This window comes from Paenibacillus vietnamensis, from assembly GCF_020169515.1.
GTDB classification, from domain to species: Bacteria; Bacillota; Bacilli; order Paenibacillales; family Paenibacillaceae; genus Pristimantibacillus; species Pristimantibacillus vietnamensis.
In genome coordinates, this window is sequence record NZ_JAHMHW010000001.1 from 429908 (window position 1) to 445665 (window position 15758).

Here is a 15758-nt window from a genome sequence, read left to right on the forward strand (position 1 = left end):
GTTAAGGCCGCTCATGCCGAGGAGGAACGGAAATGGACATCTTGCAAATCGTAATCGTGATTGGCGTATTGATGCTGATCGCCAAACCGCTTGGGGATTATTTGTATCACGTCTTCTCGAATGAACCCAATCTCACGGATCGAGTATTCCGGTGGGTCGAGAAGCCGATTTTCGCGCTTATCGGGGTGAAGCAGCGTACAGGCATGAGCTGGAAACGGTACGCGTTCAGCTTTATCGCTATCAACATCGTGCTCGTGGCAATCAGCTACGCGGTGCTGCGGCTTCAAAGCGGCTTGCCGCTGAATCCGAGCGACATCGGCAATATGGAGCCGACGCTGGTGATGAACACCATTATCAGTTTCATAACGAATACGAATCTGCAGCACTATAGCGGTGAAACGGGATTGACATACTTCTCGCAGATGGCCGTCATCATGATGATGATGTTTGCGTCGGCGGCTACAGGTTTTTCGGTCGCAGTTGCGTTCGTTCGAGGTATTACGAGCAAGGGCAAGTCGTTGGGCAACTTCTTTGAAGATTTTGTCAAGGCGCATACGCGTATTTTCCTGCCGCTCTCGACGATCATCACATTGGTACTGGTTGCGCTGCAAGTGCCGCAGACGCTTGACCTTACGCTAACCATCACCACATTGCAAGGTTCGACGCAGCAAATTGCGATCGGTCCCGTTGCTTCACTGGAATCGATCAAGCATCTAGGCACGAATGGCGGCGGCTTCTTCGGCGTCAACTCGGCGCATCCGTTCGAGAATCCGAATCCGCTGACTAATGTAATCGAGATTTTGTCCATGTGGGCGTTGCCAGCGTCGCTGCCGTTCATGTATGGCAGATTCGCAAAAAGCCGCAAGCAAGGCTGGGTTATTTTTTCGGCGATGATGATCTTGTTCCTGGTGTTCTTGACCGTTGCGTATACCGCGGAGAAGAACGGCAATCCGGCACTTAACGACCTTGGCATCGATGCTTCGCAAGGCAGCATGGAAGGGAAAGAAGTACGCTTTGGCATGGCCCAGTCTGTGCTATTTACCGCTGTGACGACGGCGGCGACGACCGGAACGGTCAACAACATGCACGATACGCTAACTCCGCTTGGCGGTTTGGTGCCGCTCGCGGAGATGATGCTGAACGTCGTTTTCGGCGGGAAGGGTGTCGGGCTGATGAATATGCTGATGTACGCGATACTCGCCGTGTTCATCTGCGGACTGATGGTCGGCCGAACCCCGGAGTTTCTTGGCCGAAAGATCGAGCCGCGAGAAATGAAGCTGATTGCGGTTGCGATTTTGGCCCATCCGTTCATTATTCTTGCCCCTACGGCGGCAGCCTTTTTGATTGATCTGGGCAAGGGATCGATCTCGAATTCCGGATTTCATGGTATAACGCAAGTGCTCTACGAATATACGTCGTCGGCGGCAAACAACGGATCCGGCTTTGAGGGGCTCGCGGACAATACGCCGTTTTGGAATATTTCAACCGGGCTTGTGATGTTTTTCGGACGGTATATTTCGATGATTGCTATGCTGGCCGTCGTCGGGTCGCTGGTGCGCAAGCAATGGGTACCGGAAACGATTGGCACTTTCCGTACGGATAATGCGCTGTTCACGTTCCTGCTGATCGGAACCGTCATTTTGATCGGCGCGCTGACGTTCCTTCCGGTAGTTGTGCTGGGTCCGATCGCAGAACATTTGACGATCCGCTAATAAAAAGAGAGGAAATGCTGCCATGAACGAAAAACGAAACAAAAGCCTGTTCTCCGGTCCGATTGTCGCTCAAGCCCTGAAGGCGAGCGTTATCAAGCTGAACCCGGCGGTGATGATCAAAAATCCAGTCATGTTCGTCGTTGAGGTCGGCGCGGCCATCGTACTGCTGATGACGGTATTTCCCGGATTTTTCGACGCGGAGGACCGCATCGGCTTTAATCTTACGGTATTTCTAATTCTTCTATTCACGGTGCTGTTCGCCAATTTCGCCGAAGCGCTGGCGGAAGGCAGAGGCAAGGCGCAGGCAGATACGTTAAAGCGAACCAAAAAAGAAATTACGGCCAATAAGGTGGTTGGCAGCGGAATCAAAACCGTACTTTCTACCGAATTGCGTAAAGGCGATATTGTTGTCGTCTCGCAAGGCGAGATGATTCCAGGCGACGGAGAGGTGATAGAAGGTCTGGCCTCTGTAGACGAATCGGCCATTACCGGCGAGTCGGCGCCGGTAATCAAGGAAGCGGGCGGCGATTTCAATTCCGTGACGGGCGGCACGCGCGTCATCAGCGATAGCATTAAAGTGCGAATTACAAGCGACCCCGGCGAAACGTTTATCGATCGGATGATCGCGCTGGTTGAGGGAGCAAAGCGGCAAAAGACGCCGAACGAAATCGCATTGAACACACTGCTGATTAGTCTGACCATTATTTTCCTGATTGTCGTCGTAACGCTGCGGCCGATTGCCGCATATGCCGGCATTGACTTGGAAATCCCTGTACTCATCGCCCTGCTGGTATGTTTGATCCCGACAACGATCGGGGGACTGCTGTCGGCCATCGGCATCGCAGGTATGGATCGGGTTACGCAGTTCAATGTGCTTGCGATGTCCGGCAAGGCGGTCGAGGCGTCGGGCGATATTAATACGATGATTTTGGACAAAACCGGAACCATTACCTTCGGGAACCGGATGGCCAGCGACATTGTGCCGGTCGGAGAGGCAAGTCCGGACGAGACGGCTGCCTGGGCAGCGATCTCATCCGTTCAAGATGAGACACCGGAAGGCCGCTCGGTGCTCGAGTGGATGAAGCAAAACGGAAAGACTTATGATAAGGCGCTCGGTGAAGGCGGCAGCTTCGTCGAATTCAAAGCGGAAACACGAATGAGCGGCATCGATTTGAAGGATGCGCGCCAAGTGCGTAAAGGGGCGGTCGATGCCATCCGGAAATGGCTGTCTGCGCAAGGCGGGGCCATCCCGCAGGATTTGGACCGGCATGCCAGCCGCATTGCCTCAGAAGGCGGTACTCCTCTGGCTGTGGCGGTTGATAACCGAATATTCGGCGTCATTTATTTGAAGGATACGGTGAAGCCCGGCATGCGGGAGAGGTTCGACCAGCTGCGTGAGATGGGGATCAAAACGATCATGTGCACCGGCGACAATCCATTGACGGCAGCGACGATCGCCAGAGAAGCGGGAGTTGACGATTTCATCGCCGAAAGCAAGCCAGAGGATAAAATTGCCGTCATCCGCCGGGAGCAAGCGGAGGGCAAGCTGGTGGCCATGACCGGAGACGGTACGAATGATGCCCCGGCGCTGGCGCAAGCCGATGTCGGATTGGCGATGAACAGCGGTACAACGGCGGCAAAGGAAGTAGCCAATATGGTTGATCTCGATTCCGATCCTTCGAAAATTATCGAAGTGGTTGCGATCGGCAAGCAGCTGCTCATGACACGCGGCGCCTTGACCACCTTCAGTATCGCCAATGACATTGCGAAATATTTTGCGATCATTCCGGCGATGTTCATGCTCGCTATCCCCGAGATGGAAGCCTTGAACATTATGAAGCTCGGCTCACCGTTGTCGGCGGTTCTGTCGGCGCTCATCTTTAACGCTATCATCATCCCGCTGCTGATTCCGCTGGCGATGAAAGGTGTTGCATATCGACCTATGAATGCCTCGCGCCTCCTTAGCCGCAACCTGGTCGTCTATGGTTTGGGAGGGGTGGTAGCCCCGTTCATCGGCATCAAATTCATTGATTTGCTTGTTCATGTATGGATCTGAAGTTTGCGATTCGCATAGCCCATATCCAAGCTGAAAGAAGGAATTAGCTATGAGTATAATGGTTCATGAGGGACAGGAGGGGCGCTCCGGCGGAGCGTTATTCTGGATAGCCTTGCGTGCAGGTGTGGTATTCATTATTCTTTGCGGCATCGTATATCCGCTCGTCAGTACGGGTCTTGCGCAGCTTTTGTTTCCCCATCAGGCAAACGGAAGTTTGTTAAGGGATAAGGATGGCACCTTAATCGGCTCCGAATTAATCGGGCAATCATTCACCGATCCGAGTTATTTTCATGGGCGTGTGTCGAGCATCGGTTACAAGGCGGAAGCGTCCGGCTCCAACAACTACGCGCCTTCCAATCCCGATATGATTGCGCGCACGCAGGCGTCCATCGTCCAGTGGCAGCAGGAAAATCCGGATGTGCTTATCGAAAAGCTGCCGATCGCGCTCATAACCAACTCAGGCTCAGGATTGGATCCTCATATCACACCGCAATCGGCGCTGGTGCAGATATCGCGAATTAGTAAGCTTACGGGGCTTTCGGAAGCCGAGTTAGCGTCGCTCGTAAATGAGTATACGGAGAATCGCGATTTGGGGGTATTTGGCGAGAAGCGAGTTAACGTACTGAAGCTGAATCTGGCTTTGAAAGAGAAGCTGGGGATATAACGATTTACCTGGCCCTGTCCGTGCAAATGTTGGCGGACGGGGCGATTTGCGTTTCCGTTTTGGGGAGGTGGTATGGATCATGAACAGTTTTCGGCGAAAGACACCGGAGGAAGTGTTATATTCCATTTCCCGGCTGAAACGCGGCAAGCTTAACATTCTTATCGGCGCCGTTAGCGGGTCTGGAAAGACGTATCATATGCTTCGTGAAGGACAGGCGTTAAAGAAGCAGGGGATTGATGTCGTCATCTGCGCAGTGTCCACCCGGCAAAGACCGGAGACAATCGAGCAGATTGGGGACTTGGAACGTGTGCCGAGTATACACTGGTTTGAAAACAGTGTGGAGAAGAAGGACTTGAATCTGGATGGTTTGATTGATCGTAATCCCGAGGTGGTGCTCGTCGACGGCTTGGCGCATCGAAATCGAGAAGGCTCACGCTTTCCGACGAGATGGGACGATATCCAATTTCTGCTCGGTCAAGGCATTAGCGTGATTACTACCGTCAATGTATATGAGCTTGAAGGTGTCACGGAACTGGCAAAAACGTTCGCAGGCGTAAATACGAAGGAGACGGTCCCGTCGAATGCGCTGGAGCTGGCCGATGAGGTCCGGCTGATCGATGTTTCACCTGAAACAATTCTGCAGCGGTATGCCGATGGTCATTTAAGGGGTTGCTTGAATCCGGTCGTGTTCAAACGGGGCAATCTGGCGGTTTTGCGCGAATTGGCGCTGAGGCTAGTGGCCGAAGGGGTTAATGAGTCGCTCGACAAGCATCGGGAGGAAGCCGGGCTCTTGGGTCCTTCGGGGGCGAGCGAACGCATTCTCGTATCGGCACAGTACCACTGGAACGCATCCATCTATATCCGCCGCGGGCAACAGATTGCCAAACGACTGGGCGGTGATTTACTCGTCGTTGCGTTCGTTAATCGGAGGATGCCGCTGACGAAGGAAGCCAAAGCGTTCAAGCGATCGATCATTCAGCTTGTGGATAAAATTGGCGGAGTATTCCAGGAACAGCCTTTTATATCTCGCCGTACTTTGTCAGGCAAGCTGGTCCGATACGCACTGGGATATAACGTCACACGCATCGTGATGGGGCATTCCAAGCAATCGCGCTGGCAGGAAATATGGCAAGGCTCTATTGTAAACGATATTTTGGGAAAAACGAAAAACATCGATATTTTTCTTGTCGCTGACCGAGCTGAGCATGAAGGGGAACGCATTTTGCCGGCCAAAATCGTCGCACCCGTTGCAAGCGACTTGTACCGCAGGCTCACTTCCCCGGAAGTGGAACAAAAAATCGGTAAAATTCGCAGGGGCAAATTCAAGGTGTATATTGGAGCGGCACCCGGTGTGGGAAAGACATACACGATGCTGCGGGAAGGCAATCACCTGTTAAAGAAGGGGATCGATGTCGTCGTCGGGCTGCTGGAAACACATGGCCGGCGTGAAACAGCGGATCAAGTCGGGCAACTGTCGATTATTGAGCGACGAGCAATTGTTTACCGGGGTACCGAGCTGAAGGAGATGGATACGGAGGCAATTATCCGGAGAAATCCGGAGGTCGTTCTCATCGATGAGCTGGCCCATACGAATATGCCTGGCAGCAGGTTTAAAAAAAGATATGAAGACGTTTTGGAAATTCTCGATGCGGGCATATCCGTCATTTCTACCGTCAACGTGCAGCACTTGGAAAGCCTCAACGATGCTGTCGAACAGATCACCGGCATTCGGGTTCGGGAGACGGTTCCGGATGCGATTCTGCGTTTGGCAGACGAAGTGGAATTGATCGATGTGACTCCTCAGACGCTGCAGCAACGAATGAGAGAAGGCAGGGTGTATGCAATGGAAAAAGTGGAGCAGGCGCTTAACCACTTTTTCAAAACCGGCAATCTGATTGCTCTTCGCGAGCTGGCGCTGCGGGAAATTGCAGATGATGTTGACGAACGATTAGAAGCTTGGGAGAGGCGCTCCTCGCTTCGCGGTCCTTTGCGGAGGCAAGAAATGATTTTTGTATGCGTTAATATTGGTCCGAATGCGGAACGGCTAATCCGCCGCGGATTTCGCATTGCTTTTCGGTTGAAAGCGCCGTGGGTCGTAACGTATGTATGCAACCACGGACAGCCCCGTCTGGGCGAGGAGGAAAAACGGAGAATCGAGGCATTGGAAACATTGACGGAGCGATTGGGCGGCAAGTTTGAAGTTGCGATGGGCAAAAAAAACCGGGATATTGCGGTGGTGCTTCGTTCCAAGGCAAAGGAATATCAGGCTTCTCAAATCATTATTGGCCAATCGAAGCGCTCTTGGCGGGAGCGATTGAGGAGGGGGGCTGTTGTCTCGAAGCTGCTTCGATTGACGCGTGACACAGATGTGTTGGTGGTGGCTCACTACGATCCTCAAGTTATGATGGATGGAGGATAGAAAAGCTGTATGATGCCCGATGTACAGGATGAGTGATTACACCCATAGATTCAATGTCATGTACCATGCTAAAATTTTAGTAAATTGGAAGCGCTTTTAAAGGGAAGGAGGCGACGATGATAATAGGCGATACATAGCGGGATTGCTTTTGGTGCAGGTACTCTTAAAGGAGGGATTTTAAAATGATGAAAATGGTCTTAAGCAGCTTGGTGATGGGAAGTCTATTGGTGACTTCATCATATATTGGTGCAGGAAGTAAAGCAGAGGCAGCAGTGATTTCCTCAATACCTAATACGACTAAGGTTGAACAGAGCTATAATACCAGCTTTTTATCCGTTCCCGGCTACGCTTCTATAGGAGTAAAGGATAGAAGCAGTTATGTGGGAACCTCTTATTATCGTACAGTTAGTAATGGAAGAGAGTTTTTACAGGCCATTCTGGATGCGGGTAACGGTACGGTTAAAGTCATTGAAGTTACGGATCATATTGACTTAGGCTGGACTGAATTAGCTCTGGATTCGACTGAAAGATCACAGTATAGCTTCATTACAAATTACCCGAAACCGGCAAACGGATTCACGAATCCGCTGTTAATCGCTTCCGGAGTATCCAAATTAAACATTTCAAATGTAGACGGGTTAACCATCTTCTCAGCATCAGGCAAGACCATCAAGCATGCGGAAATAAAACTGCAGGGTTCATCTAACGACATTGTCATAAGGAATCTCAAATTTGATGAAATGTGGCAATGGGACGACTCGGGAAAGCATAAAGAGGTAGGCTGGTCTTTTATCAAGGTGAATGGCGCTAACCATGTATGGATAGACCACTGTACGTTTTCTATAGCGGCAGATGGAATGATTGACATGGAAAACGGTGCATCCAATGTAACGTTTTCTTGGAATGAATTCGGATTAGAAGCAACTGAAAATCCGGATGAGGGCAGTTCGATTTATCAGTCCATCGAATTTATGGAGCAAAAATATACAGCAGGCGAATTGGATCCGGCAACCAGCGTTTACTACAAAATGCGTAACGAGGGCGCTACCAAAAATCAGATTATGGCTTATGCTGCCTATCACTCTAAAGTTCATTTGGTAGGCTCCGGCGATAAGGATTATACGAATTATATTAGTCCTGCCGGAGTTGAGGTCAAGGATGGAAATCAAAGGCTTCGATTGACCATGGCGTATAATCGTTATACGAATGTTGGACAACGTTTGCCGATGATTCGTCAAGGAACCGGCCATTTATTTAATAATTATTTTGATAATTCGACGCATCAGAATGTAATGGACAGTGTATACGCGATCTCAAAATATGGCGGTGATACATTAGCGCGCGGAGTGAATGCAAGAAATGGCGCTTCGATAGCAGCAGATACAAATGTTTATAATGCGATTAAGGAACCGCTGATCGGTGCGGAACGTCAAGGTGACGATACAGGAAATATGAGTGCACCTTTTAGTGAGTTATTTAAAGATGCGATTAACCATAGTTTGATTGTAAATTCAAAAGTAACAAATAGCAGCGGAACTTATATAGGAAGCAGCTGGGATAATAATGGCGATAATTTGTTTACCAAGGGCTTCAAGTGGTATGACAAATCATCGATCGGTAATTGGGCCTGGTCTTCACATATCGTCGGAGTCGAATTTATGAGTAAAACGAACCCGCCAAGCACACCGTTTACTTTCACCTATGATTACAATGAGCAATTGCCTTATGCGTATAAAACCGTTCCGCTAAACAGCGTAGTACCGACAGTAGCAAAATACGCCGGCATATCGAAAAAGGTGGATTTCAGTGCTGCTGACTGGTTAAAAACGAACTATATTTATTAATTCTTAAAATGATAATACAAAGACCCCGCTGAAACAGGAACGCGGGGTCTTCCTCTATGCATTCTCGCTCGCGCAACCGGTACTTCGGACCAGTCGTATTTTAATTTCTAGACGGAGTCTAATCGGACGAGATTGTCAACGGGCTAGTACACGCCGCACACCTGGAGCAACTTTGGCAGCAAGCAATTCAATCGCCTTCGCAACTGTAGTGTAAGGCATCCCGCCGATATCGATCTGCATCATGAACCGGTTATGCCTGAACAACTCATGCTGATGCAAGATTTTCTCTATCACTTGCTGGGGGCTGCCTACGGCAAGTACAGTTGTCGGATCGGCTAATTGCTCAAATTCAGCGGGAGACATTCTTCCCCTTCCCGTACGCCGACCCATAAATTGTTCCAAATAACTGCTGTAAAACGGATAATATCCGTTCAGTGCCTGCTCGGAGGTTTCTGCTACATAGCCGTGGCTAGAGACGGCTACCCTAAGTTGGGACGGATCATGCCCGGCTTGTTCGCCGGCTTGCCGATACAAATCGACAAGGTGCTTCGCCCGCTCAGGCGCCCCACCGAGAAGAGCAAGATTCATGCCGAGGCCGAGCCGGCCTGCATTTACGGCGCTTTCCGCGGTTCCTCCGACGCCGATCCATACCGGCAATTCGGATTGGGCAGGGCGCGGAGCGATTTCCAGGTTGTTTAAAGGGCTGCGGAACCGCCCGCTCCATGTGATCCTCTCCCTCTTGCCGAGCTTCATGAGCAGATCTATTTTTTCTGCGAACAGGTTCTGATAATCATCGAGATCATAGCCGAACAGCGGGAAGGAGTCCACGAACGCTCCGCGCCCAGCAATCATTTCGGCACGTCCCCCGGACAGCAAATCTACAGTGGCAAAATCCTCGAACAGCCGTACCGGATCTACTGTGCTCAGTACCGTGGTCGCGCTGGTCAACCTGATTTTATCGGTTGCTTGAGCGATGGCGGCAAGTACTACCGGAGTGGAGGATACCGCAAATTCCAACGTGTGATGCTCGCCGACGCCGAAGATGTCAAGCCCTGCTTCTTCGGCAAGCTTGGCGGCATCGATGATTTCCCGGAGCCGCTGCCGGGCGCTTACCGCTGCGCCTCCATGCGGATGGGGAACCAAATCCCCGAACGTATATAGACCGATCTCAAAGCGGGGTGGTTCGCTTTCTAATTTTTTTGATGGATAAATCATTTGAACACCTGCTTTTTTCTAAAATTTTTAGTACGTTGAGAAAGGATGTAGCAATCCGTCCAAATGAATGAATATAAGGATGATGGATATGATGGCAAGTACGAAGGCTGGAATTGCTTTTCCAATCGGGTCACCGGCCTTTAAATGCGCAAGGAATGCCACCAGCATCGTAACGCTGAGCCATACTCCGGCCCACGCGGCCGCTCCTGGAAACCAGAAGCCGATAATAAGTCCTGCGACCCCTGCGAATTGAACGATGGCCGTGACGCTTCGGAACCACTGCGGCAGACCAAGATACTTGAACGCTTCTACTTGAAATACAGCCCCGACGAGCATGCTTCCGCCAGTCATGGCGAACACAAGTATCAGCAGAATTTGAATAAATATGGAAAGAATGTACATTATGAAACCTCCTTCTTGTTTTTTGTTTCTGCAAGTATTAGTATGTCAATAAGGTATCAATATAGGAAGTAGGCACTAATTTGTGTCGTAGTATCCTTCGCGATACCATGGAAGGAGCGAGCTTACAATGAAATCCGAATTGGATTCCTGCAGGGTTGAACCGGCACTAGAAGTTCTAGTCGGTAGATGGAAGCTTTCCATTCTGTATTTTCTTTTTCACGGGACCAAACGATTTAGCGAATTGCAGAAAGGGATCCCCAGCATTACGAAGAAGATGCTGACCTCACAATTGCGGGAATTGGAGGAGCAGCACATTATCCGGCGAGTCGTCTATCCGGTCGTTCCTCCCAAGGTGGAGTATTCGATGACCGAATACGGCAAAACCTTGGAGCCCATATTAGAGCTAATGCATAAGTGGGGAAGCGACCATGTCAAGTATATGCAATTAAACAGGAATAGCCAGGTAACGAACAACGTAATGGAATAAAATAAAATGCAGCCGCTATCCTTGGAGAGATCGGCTGCATTTTTAGTTTCGTTTTAGAAATTTACTCCGGCTGCAGCAGTTTCCTTCAAGCCGCTCTCGATAATTTCCGATGCACGATCTCCGTACTGAGCATGCCCTTCAATCACAACGACCTCAGAGGGTTGAATTCCCCAAAATCCAAGAATCGTTTTCATATATCTTAATGCCATTTCCATCGGTTCCATCGGCTCCAGCGAATAGTCACCCCCGCGTGCGGTCAGTAAAGCAACTTTTTTGTCTCCGGCCAGACCGACCACGCCTTCCGCGGTATATTTGAAGGTTTTTCCAGGCTGTGTAAGATAAGAAATATAGGTGATGAGCGGAGCCGGTACCGTAAAGTTCCACATCGGGAAAGCAAAGACGATTTTATCCGACGAGAGAAACTGATCCAAATAAAATTGAACATTCGAAGCGGCTGTTTTCTCTTCCGGCGTCGGATCGATACCTTTTGATTCCTTATAGAGACCGGTAAGCGCCGAGTTTCCATAATAGGGAAGGTCAAGGCTGTAGAGATCCAGTTCCGTAATGATATCGTTTGGATTTACTTCTTTATAACTGGCCAAAAAGGTGTCGTACATCTGATTGCTGATCGCCGCATCTGAAGGGCGGTCGTTTGATTTTATAAATAATACGTTTGCCATGATGAATTTTCCTCTCAAATGAATTCAAGCCGATGAATCGATGCCGACCTTTCCGGACAGGTCGTAAAGCGATTCCGAGCCCGTTGAGCTTACCGTTTAGACGCTTCGTATTTCAGCATCTTCATACGCCATTATGCAGTTGAATTCGTTTTTTGAGAAGTAGTTACATTTTTATGCCCAGGTAACAAAGAAGTAACCCCGAATGAATATTTGGCGCGAAGGGAATCCTCTAGAAAAAAAGGGGTGCTTTATTTGGACTTGCCATTACAAAATATACCTAAAATGATTGAGGCAAAAATGAGCGGCAGTCCCGATCTTGTCATGAAAACGTATATCGTACAAGATCGATGGGAAGTCACCTGCTTATATTTGTCTACATTAGCAAACAAAATGTTAGTAGATGAGCTGGTTATCTCCGAAATTGTTTCGCCGCATCGACTGCAAGAATATGATCAGGAGCCTATTGAATGGTTGTTGTCAGCGTTTAAACAAGCTGAGGTCAAGAAAGTGATTGGGCCGGAAGCCTGCATGAAAGAATTGTTAGATGGCCAATGTCTCGTTATCCCGCCGGGAATGGCCGCAGTATCCTTAGAGGTTCGCAGGCAAGAGCAGCGCAGCGTGGCCGAACCTGAAATAGAGGCCGTAGTAAGAGGACCGCGCGAAGGTTTTGTGGAGGATTGGTCGCGCAATATTTCTCTGATTCGCAAACGATTAAAAAATGAGAATTTGGTTATCGAGAAAATGACGATCGGTACGGAAAGCCATACAACGGTTTGCTTATTATACATGCGCGGAATCGCTCAACAAGGCTTAATTAACGAATTCCGTACAAGATTGGAAGCGATTCAAACGGATAGCATTCTTGAAAGTGCCTATATTGAAGAATATATCCAAGACAAAGCCATGACTCCTTTTCCGCAATTCGCGGCTTCGGAAAGACCCGATGCCATCGCTGCAAAATTGCTGGAGGGACAAGCTGCTGTCATTACGGACGGCACACCTATCGTTCTGGTTGGTCCGGCCACTTTTTTTCAGATGTTTTCTGCGCCCGAAGATTATTACCAGCGGGCAGACATTGCCACATTAATGCGCTTGCTTCGAATGCTTGCTTTTTTAATTTCCGTTTTTACGCCTGCCTTGTATATTTCTGTAGCGAGTTACCACCAGGAGCTGCTCCCATCATCCATGTTGGCTAACCTTGCGTCGCAACGGGAAGGAGTGCCATTTCCCGGTTTTGTTGAAGCATTCGGCATGCTAATCGTGTTCGAAATCATGCGGGAAGCGGGACTGCGAATGCCTCGAATTGCAGGTCAAGCGATTTCGATCGTCGGGGCATTGGTTCTGGGACAAGCCGCGGTAGAGGCGGGCCTCATTTCGGCAGCAATGGTTATCGTGGTGTCGCTGACGGCCATCTCAAACTTTGTCGCTCCGTCTTACGGTTTCGGCATCGCCCAACGGATCATTCAGTTTGCCTTTATGGTTTTGGCCGGGATACTGGGCTTTTTCGGAGTCATGTGCGGCGTTTTCTTTCTCTTGGTACACTTGGTATCGCTCGAACCCTTCGGCTTTCCTTACTTTGCGCCTCTGGCGCCCTTAAGGCTGAGGAAGTGGACAGACACCTTTATCCGTATTCCCCGGCCTTTCATGAAACAAAATCAGAAATGAGGAAACCACGCAAAGGAGCTCCCATGAGAAGGCTTATATTCGCGTTATGCATACTAGGGATTTGTCCGGGATGTTGGGATTTGAAAGAAATCAATCAATTAGCCCTCGTCGATACGATTGCAATGGACCAGGATGAAAACGGAAAGTTCCATGTTTATTTTCAGGTACTAAATCCGCCAAGCATCGAGGCACGCAGAAGCGGACCGTCAAAGGCGGCGATATATACCTATGAAGTTTCATCACCGACTATAGGACGTATTTCAGAACAGACCGGGATGGTGATGGCAAGAAAATTATATACATCGCACATGCAGTGTTATGTTATCTCGGAGCGAAGTGCAAGAAAGGGATTACAAAATTACGTTAATTTTTTGGAAAACGATCCGGAACGTCGAACAAATGTTTATACCGTCGTCACGGAGAAACCTGTTTCCACGGTAATGAATTCATTCACCGTATTAGATCGAGTCCCGGGAAGAAACATTCGCCTACTGCTGGATTGGCATGCAAGAAACTTTGGAATTAACAAGCTGCCTATACGAATGAAGGATATTGTATCAGGAATCCCTTTCAGCAGGCCGAGTATCATTCCACTCATTCAGTATACGGGAGACCGCGCTTCTTCAAAAGCGGATCAATTGGATGATATTAATGCTACAAAGGAGACCTTAAAGTTATCCGGTGGGGCCGTAATTTACAAGGCGAAGATGGTCGGGAAAGTAAATAATGAAATAAAGAATTTTTATTATGTTTTGAATGGGTTTGCGACACGCATCACGGAAACAGTCAAAGTAAACGGAGAAACAGTTGACGTGGAGGTAACGGGTATCAAAGTCAAGCGGAAGCGGGAAACGGACAATGGATTGATTATTCAACTGGAAGCGAGGTTGGGCATCTTAAACAACGAGCAGAATCGAAGGGTGAGCGTTCAAAATATTAGAGAACTGGAACAAGCCTTTGATTTATTCTACAAAGAGAAGGGCGAAAGGTTTGTCCGTCTTACTCAAGAGAAAAATTGGGATTTGCTTGGAATCGGAGATACAAAACAAGGCCGCGGCAACTGGAAGGCTATTCAAGTGAAATTCGATATTCATTCTAAAGTAAGGTTCTTAGGAAACACGATCACACCATACGAGTAGGAGATTTACATTGGAGAACAAACCGTTAAGTGCGCTTCAAATGTTTTGTATCGTTACATGTTTTACAGTGGGGACAACTTTTATCATGCTGCCAACCGCCACGATTTCCGATGCAAAGCAGTTTGGATGGCTGGTTCATGTATGGAGTTTGGTGTTCGGGGTCGCAATCGGATCCTTATGGATTTACATTTCGAAGCAGCATCCCGGGCTTTCGCTTGTTCAAATTGCCAGCAAGGTTTTGGGTAAATACATGGGCGGATTTGTTTCTCTCTGTTATATCGTCTTATTCGTACAGATAGCAGCATGGGTTACAAGGAATATCAGCGATTATATGCATGTGACGATGATGCCGAGAACACCGCCCACGATATTTCATCTAATGGCCCTTGGCGTTTGCGCTTACGCGGCAGTCAAAGGGATTCGAGCCATTTCACTCGTCAGCATTTTCGTTATGCCCTATACCTTTATTGCTTTCTGGATTCCGTATACGGTCATGTTGACCGAATGGGATTGGCGGAATTTTCACATTCCGGACGATTTTCGTTTATGGCCGACAATAGCGGAAACCAAATACGCCCTCGGATTTCCCTTTATGGAGACAATATCCTTTATGATGATATTTCCATTGGTGCGCAGAAAACTTAATACAGCGTTTCTGGGTGGAACGGCATTTGCGGGCCTTCAACTCGCTTTATCCGTTTTCTTTGTGATCGGGATTTTGGGTGTGTATCGATCTTCCCATCTTCTTTATCCGGAGTATACGATATTCCGCGAAATGGAGTTCTCCAATTTTATGGAGCACTTTGAATCCATCCTGTCGGTAAACGCCCTGTTACTAATATTCGTGAAATTAAGCGCAGTTTATTATTTTGCCGTTACCGCGATTTGCCAGCTTTTCTCTATCCGTAACCGGGCAGCCGTCGCTTACCCCTTGGTGTGGGTAATTTCTGCATATGCGTTATTGTTTCCGAACATTGCCGAAAATGCAAAATGGGTTCGCGATTATTTGTTTATTTACTACACCCCGTTCGGCATCGGCTTTCCATTGCTGCTGCTTATAATGACTTGGATACGCGGTTTAGGGAAGGAGGGACGTACAGCGTGATCGGCCTTTTGGGGATTTTCACCTTATTCTTAGCGATGGGGCTCGTGATCATGCGGCGTCAACGTTTACTATCGAAGGAAATATGGGCTTTCGTCACGATTACCTGTATCGGTCTCGTATTATGGGGCAGCATTATCTTACAAAAACCTCTCGATTTGAACAAGGCGATTGCCGGGATAATCGAAAGCATGTTTTAAAATTGATAAAAATAATGAAAGAGTCAGGTATAAATCAAATTTACCTGACTCTTTTACTTTTTCGTATCCCGACACCGTACAAATGTACGTTTTACAAGGAATTGACCCCTCCAAAACAGGGATTCTGTACGGTGAAAGACCCAAATGTACCTTCCTGAAGGCCGCAGAATTCA

General features: G+C 48.7%; 13 protein-coding genes. 10 read left to right on the top strand and 3 right to left on the bottom strand.

The features are described 5' to 3' along the window. Positions 1–32: 32 nt before the first annotated feature. The 5 genes from kdpA (at position 33) to KP806_RS01745 (ending at position 8695) form a co-directional block, all read left to right on the top strand. Positions 33–1712, top strand: coding sequence for a potassium-transporting ATPase subunit KdpA (gene kdpA / locus KP806_RS01725; protein ID WP_224721823.1), 1680 nt, complete (start codon positions 33–35; stop codon positions 1710–1712). Between the two features lie 22 nt (positions 1713–1734). Further along, the gene (gene kdpB / locus KP806_RS01730) at positions 1735–3768 is read left to right on the top strand and encodes a potassium-transporting ATPase subunit KdpB (protein WP_224721824.1); all 2034 of its coding nucleotides are present in this window, start codon (positions 1735–1737) and stop codon (positions 3766–3768) included. 58 nt (positions 3769–3826) lie between these two features. Beyond that, positions 3827–4432, top strand: coding sequence for a potassium-transporting ATPase subunit KdpC (kdpC, locus tag KP806_RS01735; RefSeq protein WP_397376355.1), 606 nt, complete (start codon positions 3827–3829; stop codon positions 4430–4432). 79 nt (positions 4433–4511) lie between these two features. Continuing rightward, a complete protein-coding gene (locus KP806_RS01740) occupies positions 4512–6851 on the top strand; it encodes a universal stress protein (protein ID WP_224721826.1) in 2340 nt (779 codons plus the stop codon). Positions 6852–7033: 182 nt separating this feature from the next. Further along, positions 7034–8695 (top strand): pectate lyase family protein, encoded by a 1662-nt coding sequence (locus KP806_RS01745; protein WP_224721827.1) that lies wholly within the window; start codon positions 7034–7036, stop codon positions 8693–8695. Positions 8696–8830: 135 nt separating this feature from the next. On the opposite strand, the gene KP806_RS01750 is transcribed toward KP806_RS01745, so the two are convergent. Both KP806_RS01750 and KP806_RS01755 read right to left on the bottom strand, forming a co-directional pair. After that, a complete protein-coding gene (locus KP806_RS01750; RefSeq protein ID WP_224721828.1) occupies positions 8831–9910 on the bottom strand; it encodes an LLM class flavin-dependent oxidoreductase in 1080 nt (359 codons plus the stop codon). A gap of 27 nt (positions 9911–9937) precedes the next feature. Next, on the bottom strand, positions 9938–10312 hold the full coding sequence (locus KP806_RS01755; RefSeq protein ID WP_224721829.1) for a DoxX family protein: 375 nt from the start codon (positions 10310–10312) through the stop codon (positions 9938–9940). A gap of 127 nt (positions 10313–10439) precedes the next feature. On the opposite strand from KP806_RS01755, the gene KP806_RS01760 reads away from it, so the two are divergent. Then, on the top strand, positions 10440–10799 hold the full coding sequence (locus KP806_RS01760) for a winged helix-turn-helix transcriptional regulator (RefSeq protein WP_224721830.1): 360 nt from the start codon (positions 10440–10442) through the stop codon (positions 10797–10799). Between the two features lie 53 nt (positions 10800–10852). Here KP806_RS01760 and KP806_RS01765 read toward each other — a convergent pair whose 3' ends face one another. Next, positions 10853–11479, bottom strand: coding sequence for an FMN-dependent NADH-azoreductase (locus KP806_RS01765; protein ID WP_224721831.1), 627 nt, complete (start codon positions 11477–11479; stop codon positions 10853–10855). Between the two features lie 252 nt (positions 11480–11731). Here KP806_RS01765 and KP806_RS01770 point away from each other — a divergent pair, with 252 nt between their 5' ends. From KP806_RS01770 to KP806_RS01785, 4 genes are read left to right on the top strand one after another with little or no spacing between them, the layout of a single operon-like run. Continuing rightward, positions 11732–13144 carry a spore germination protein gene (locus KP806_RS01770; protein WP_224721832.1) on the top strand — a complete coding sequence of 471 codons (1413 nt, stop codon included), beginning with the start codon at positions 11732–11734 and terminating at the stop codon, positions 13142–13144. Positions 13145–13167: 23 nt separating this feature from the next. Further along, positions 13168–14283 (top strand): Ger(x)C family spore germination protein, encoded by a 1116-nt coding sequence (locus tag KP806_RS01775; protein WP_224721833.1) that lies wholly within the window; start codon positions 13168–13170, stop codon positions 14281–14283. Between the two features lie 10 nt (positions 14284–14293). Further along, positions 14294–15388 carry a GerAB/ArcD/ProY family transporter gene (locus KP806_RS01780; protein ID WP_263575525.1) on the top strand — a complete coding sequence of 365 codons (1095 nt, stop codon included), beginning with the start codon at positions 14294–14296 and terminating at the stop codon, positions 15386–15388. After that, complete coding sequence (locus KP806_RS01785) at positions 15385–15585, top strand: hypothetical protein (protein ID WP_224721834.1); 201 nt, start codon at positions 15385–15387, stop codon at positions 15583–15585. Before KP806_RS01780 ends, KP806_RS01785 begins: the two co-directional genes overlap by 4 nt. The last annotated feature ends 173 nt before the right edge of the window (positions 15586–15758 follow it).

Excerpts from the sequence above, each read along its gene's own strand:
- kdpA (WP_224721823.1), top strand. The coding sequence starts at position 33 with ATGGACATCTTGCAAATCGTAATCGTGATTGGCGTATTGATGCTGATC.
- kdpB (WP_224721824.1), top strand. The coding sequence starts at position 1,735 with ATGAACGAAAAACGAAACAAAAGCCTGTTCTCCGGTCCGATTGTCGCT.
- kdpC (WP_397376355.1), top strand. The coding sequence starts at position 3,827 with ATGGTTCATGAGGGACAGGAGGGGCGCTCCGGCGGAGCGTTATTCTGG.
- KP806_RS01740 (WP_224721826.1), top strand. The coding sequence starts at position 4,512 with ATGAACAGTTTTCGGCGAAAGACACCGGAGGAAGTGTTATATTCCATT.
- KP806_RS01745 (WP_224721827.1), top strand. The coding sequence starts at position 7,034 with ATGATGAAAATGGTCTTAAGCAGCTTGGTGATGGGAAGTCTATTGGTG.
- KP806_RS01750 (WP_224721828.1), bottom strand. The coding sequence starts at position 9,910 with ATGATTTATCCATCAAAAAAATTAGAAAGCGAACCACCCCGCTTTGAG.
- KP806_RS01755 (WP_224721829.1), bottom strand. The coding sequence starts at position 10,312 with ATGTACATTCTTTCCATATTTATTCAAATTCTGCTGATACTTGTGTTC.
- KP806_RS01760 (WP_224721830.1), top strand. The coding sequence starts at position 10,440 with ATGAAATCCGAATTGGATTCCTGCAGGGTTGAACCGGCACTAGAAGTT.
- KP806_RS01765 (WP_224721831.1), bottom strand. The coding sequence starts at position 11,479 with ATGGCAAACGTATTATTTATAAAATCAAACGACCGCCCTTCAGATGCG.
- KP806_RS01775 (WP_224721833.1), top strand. The coding sequence starts at position 13,168 with ATGAGAAGGCTTATATTCGCGTTATGCATACTAGGGATTTGTCCGGGA.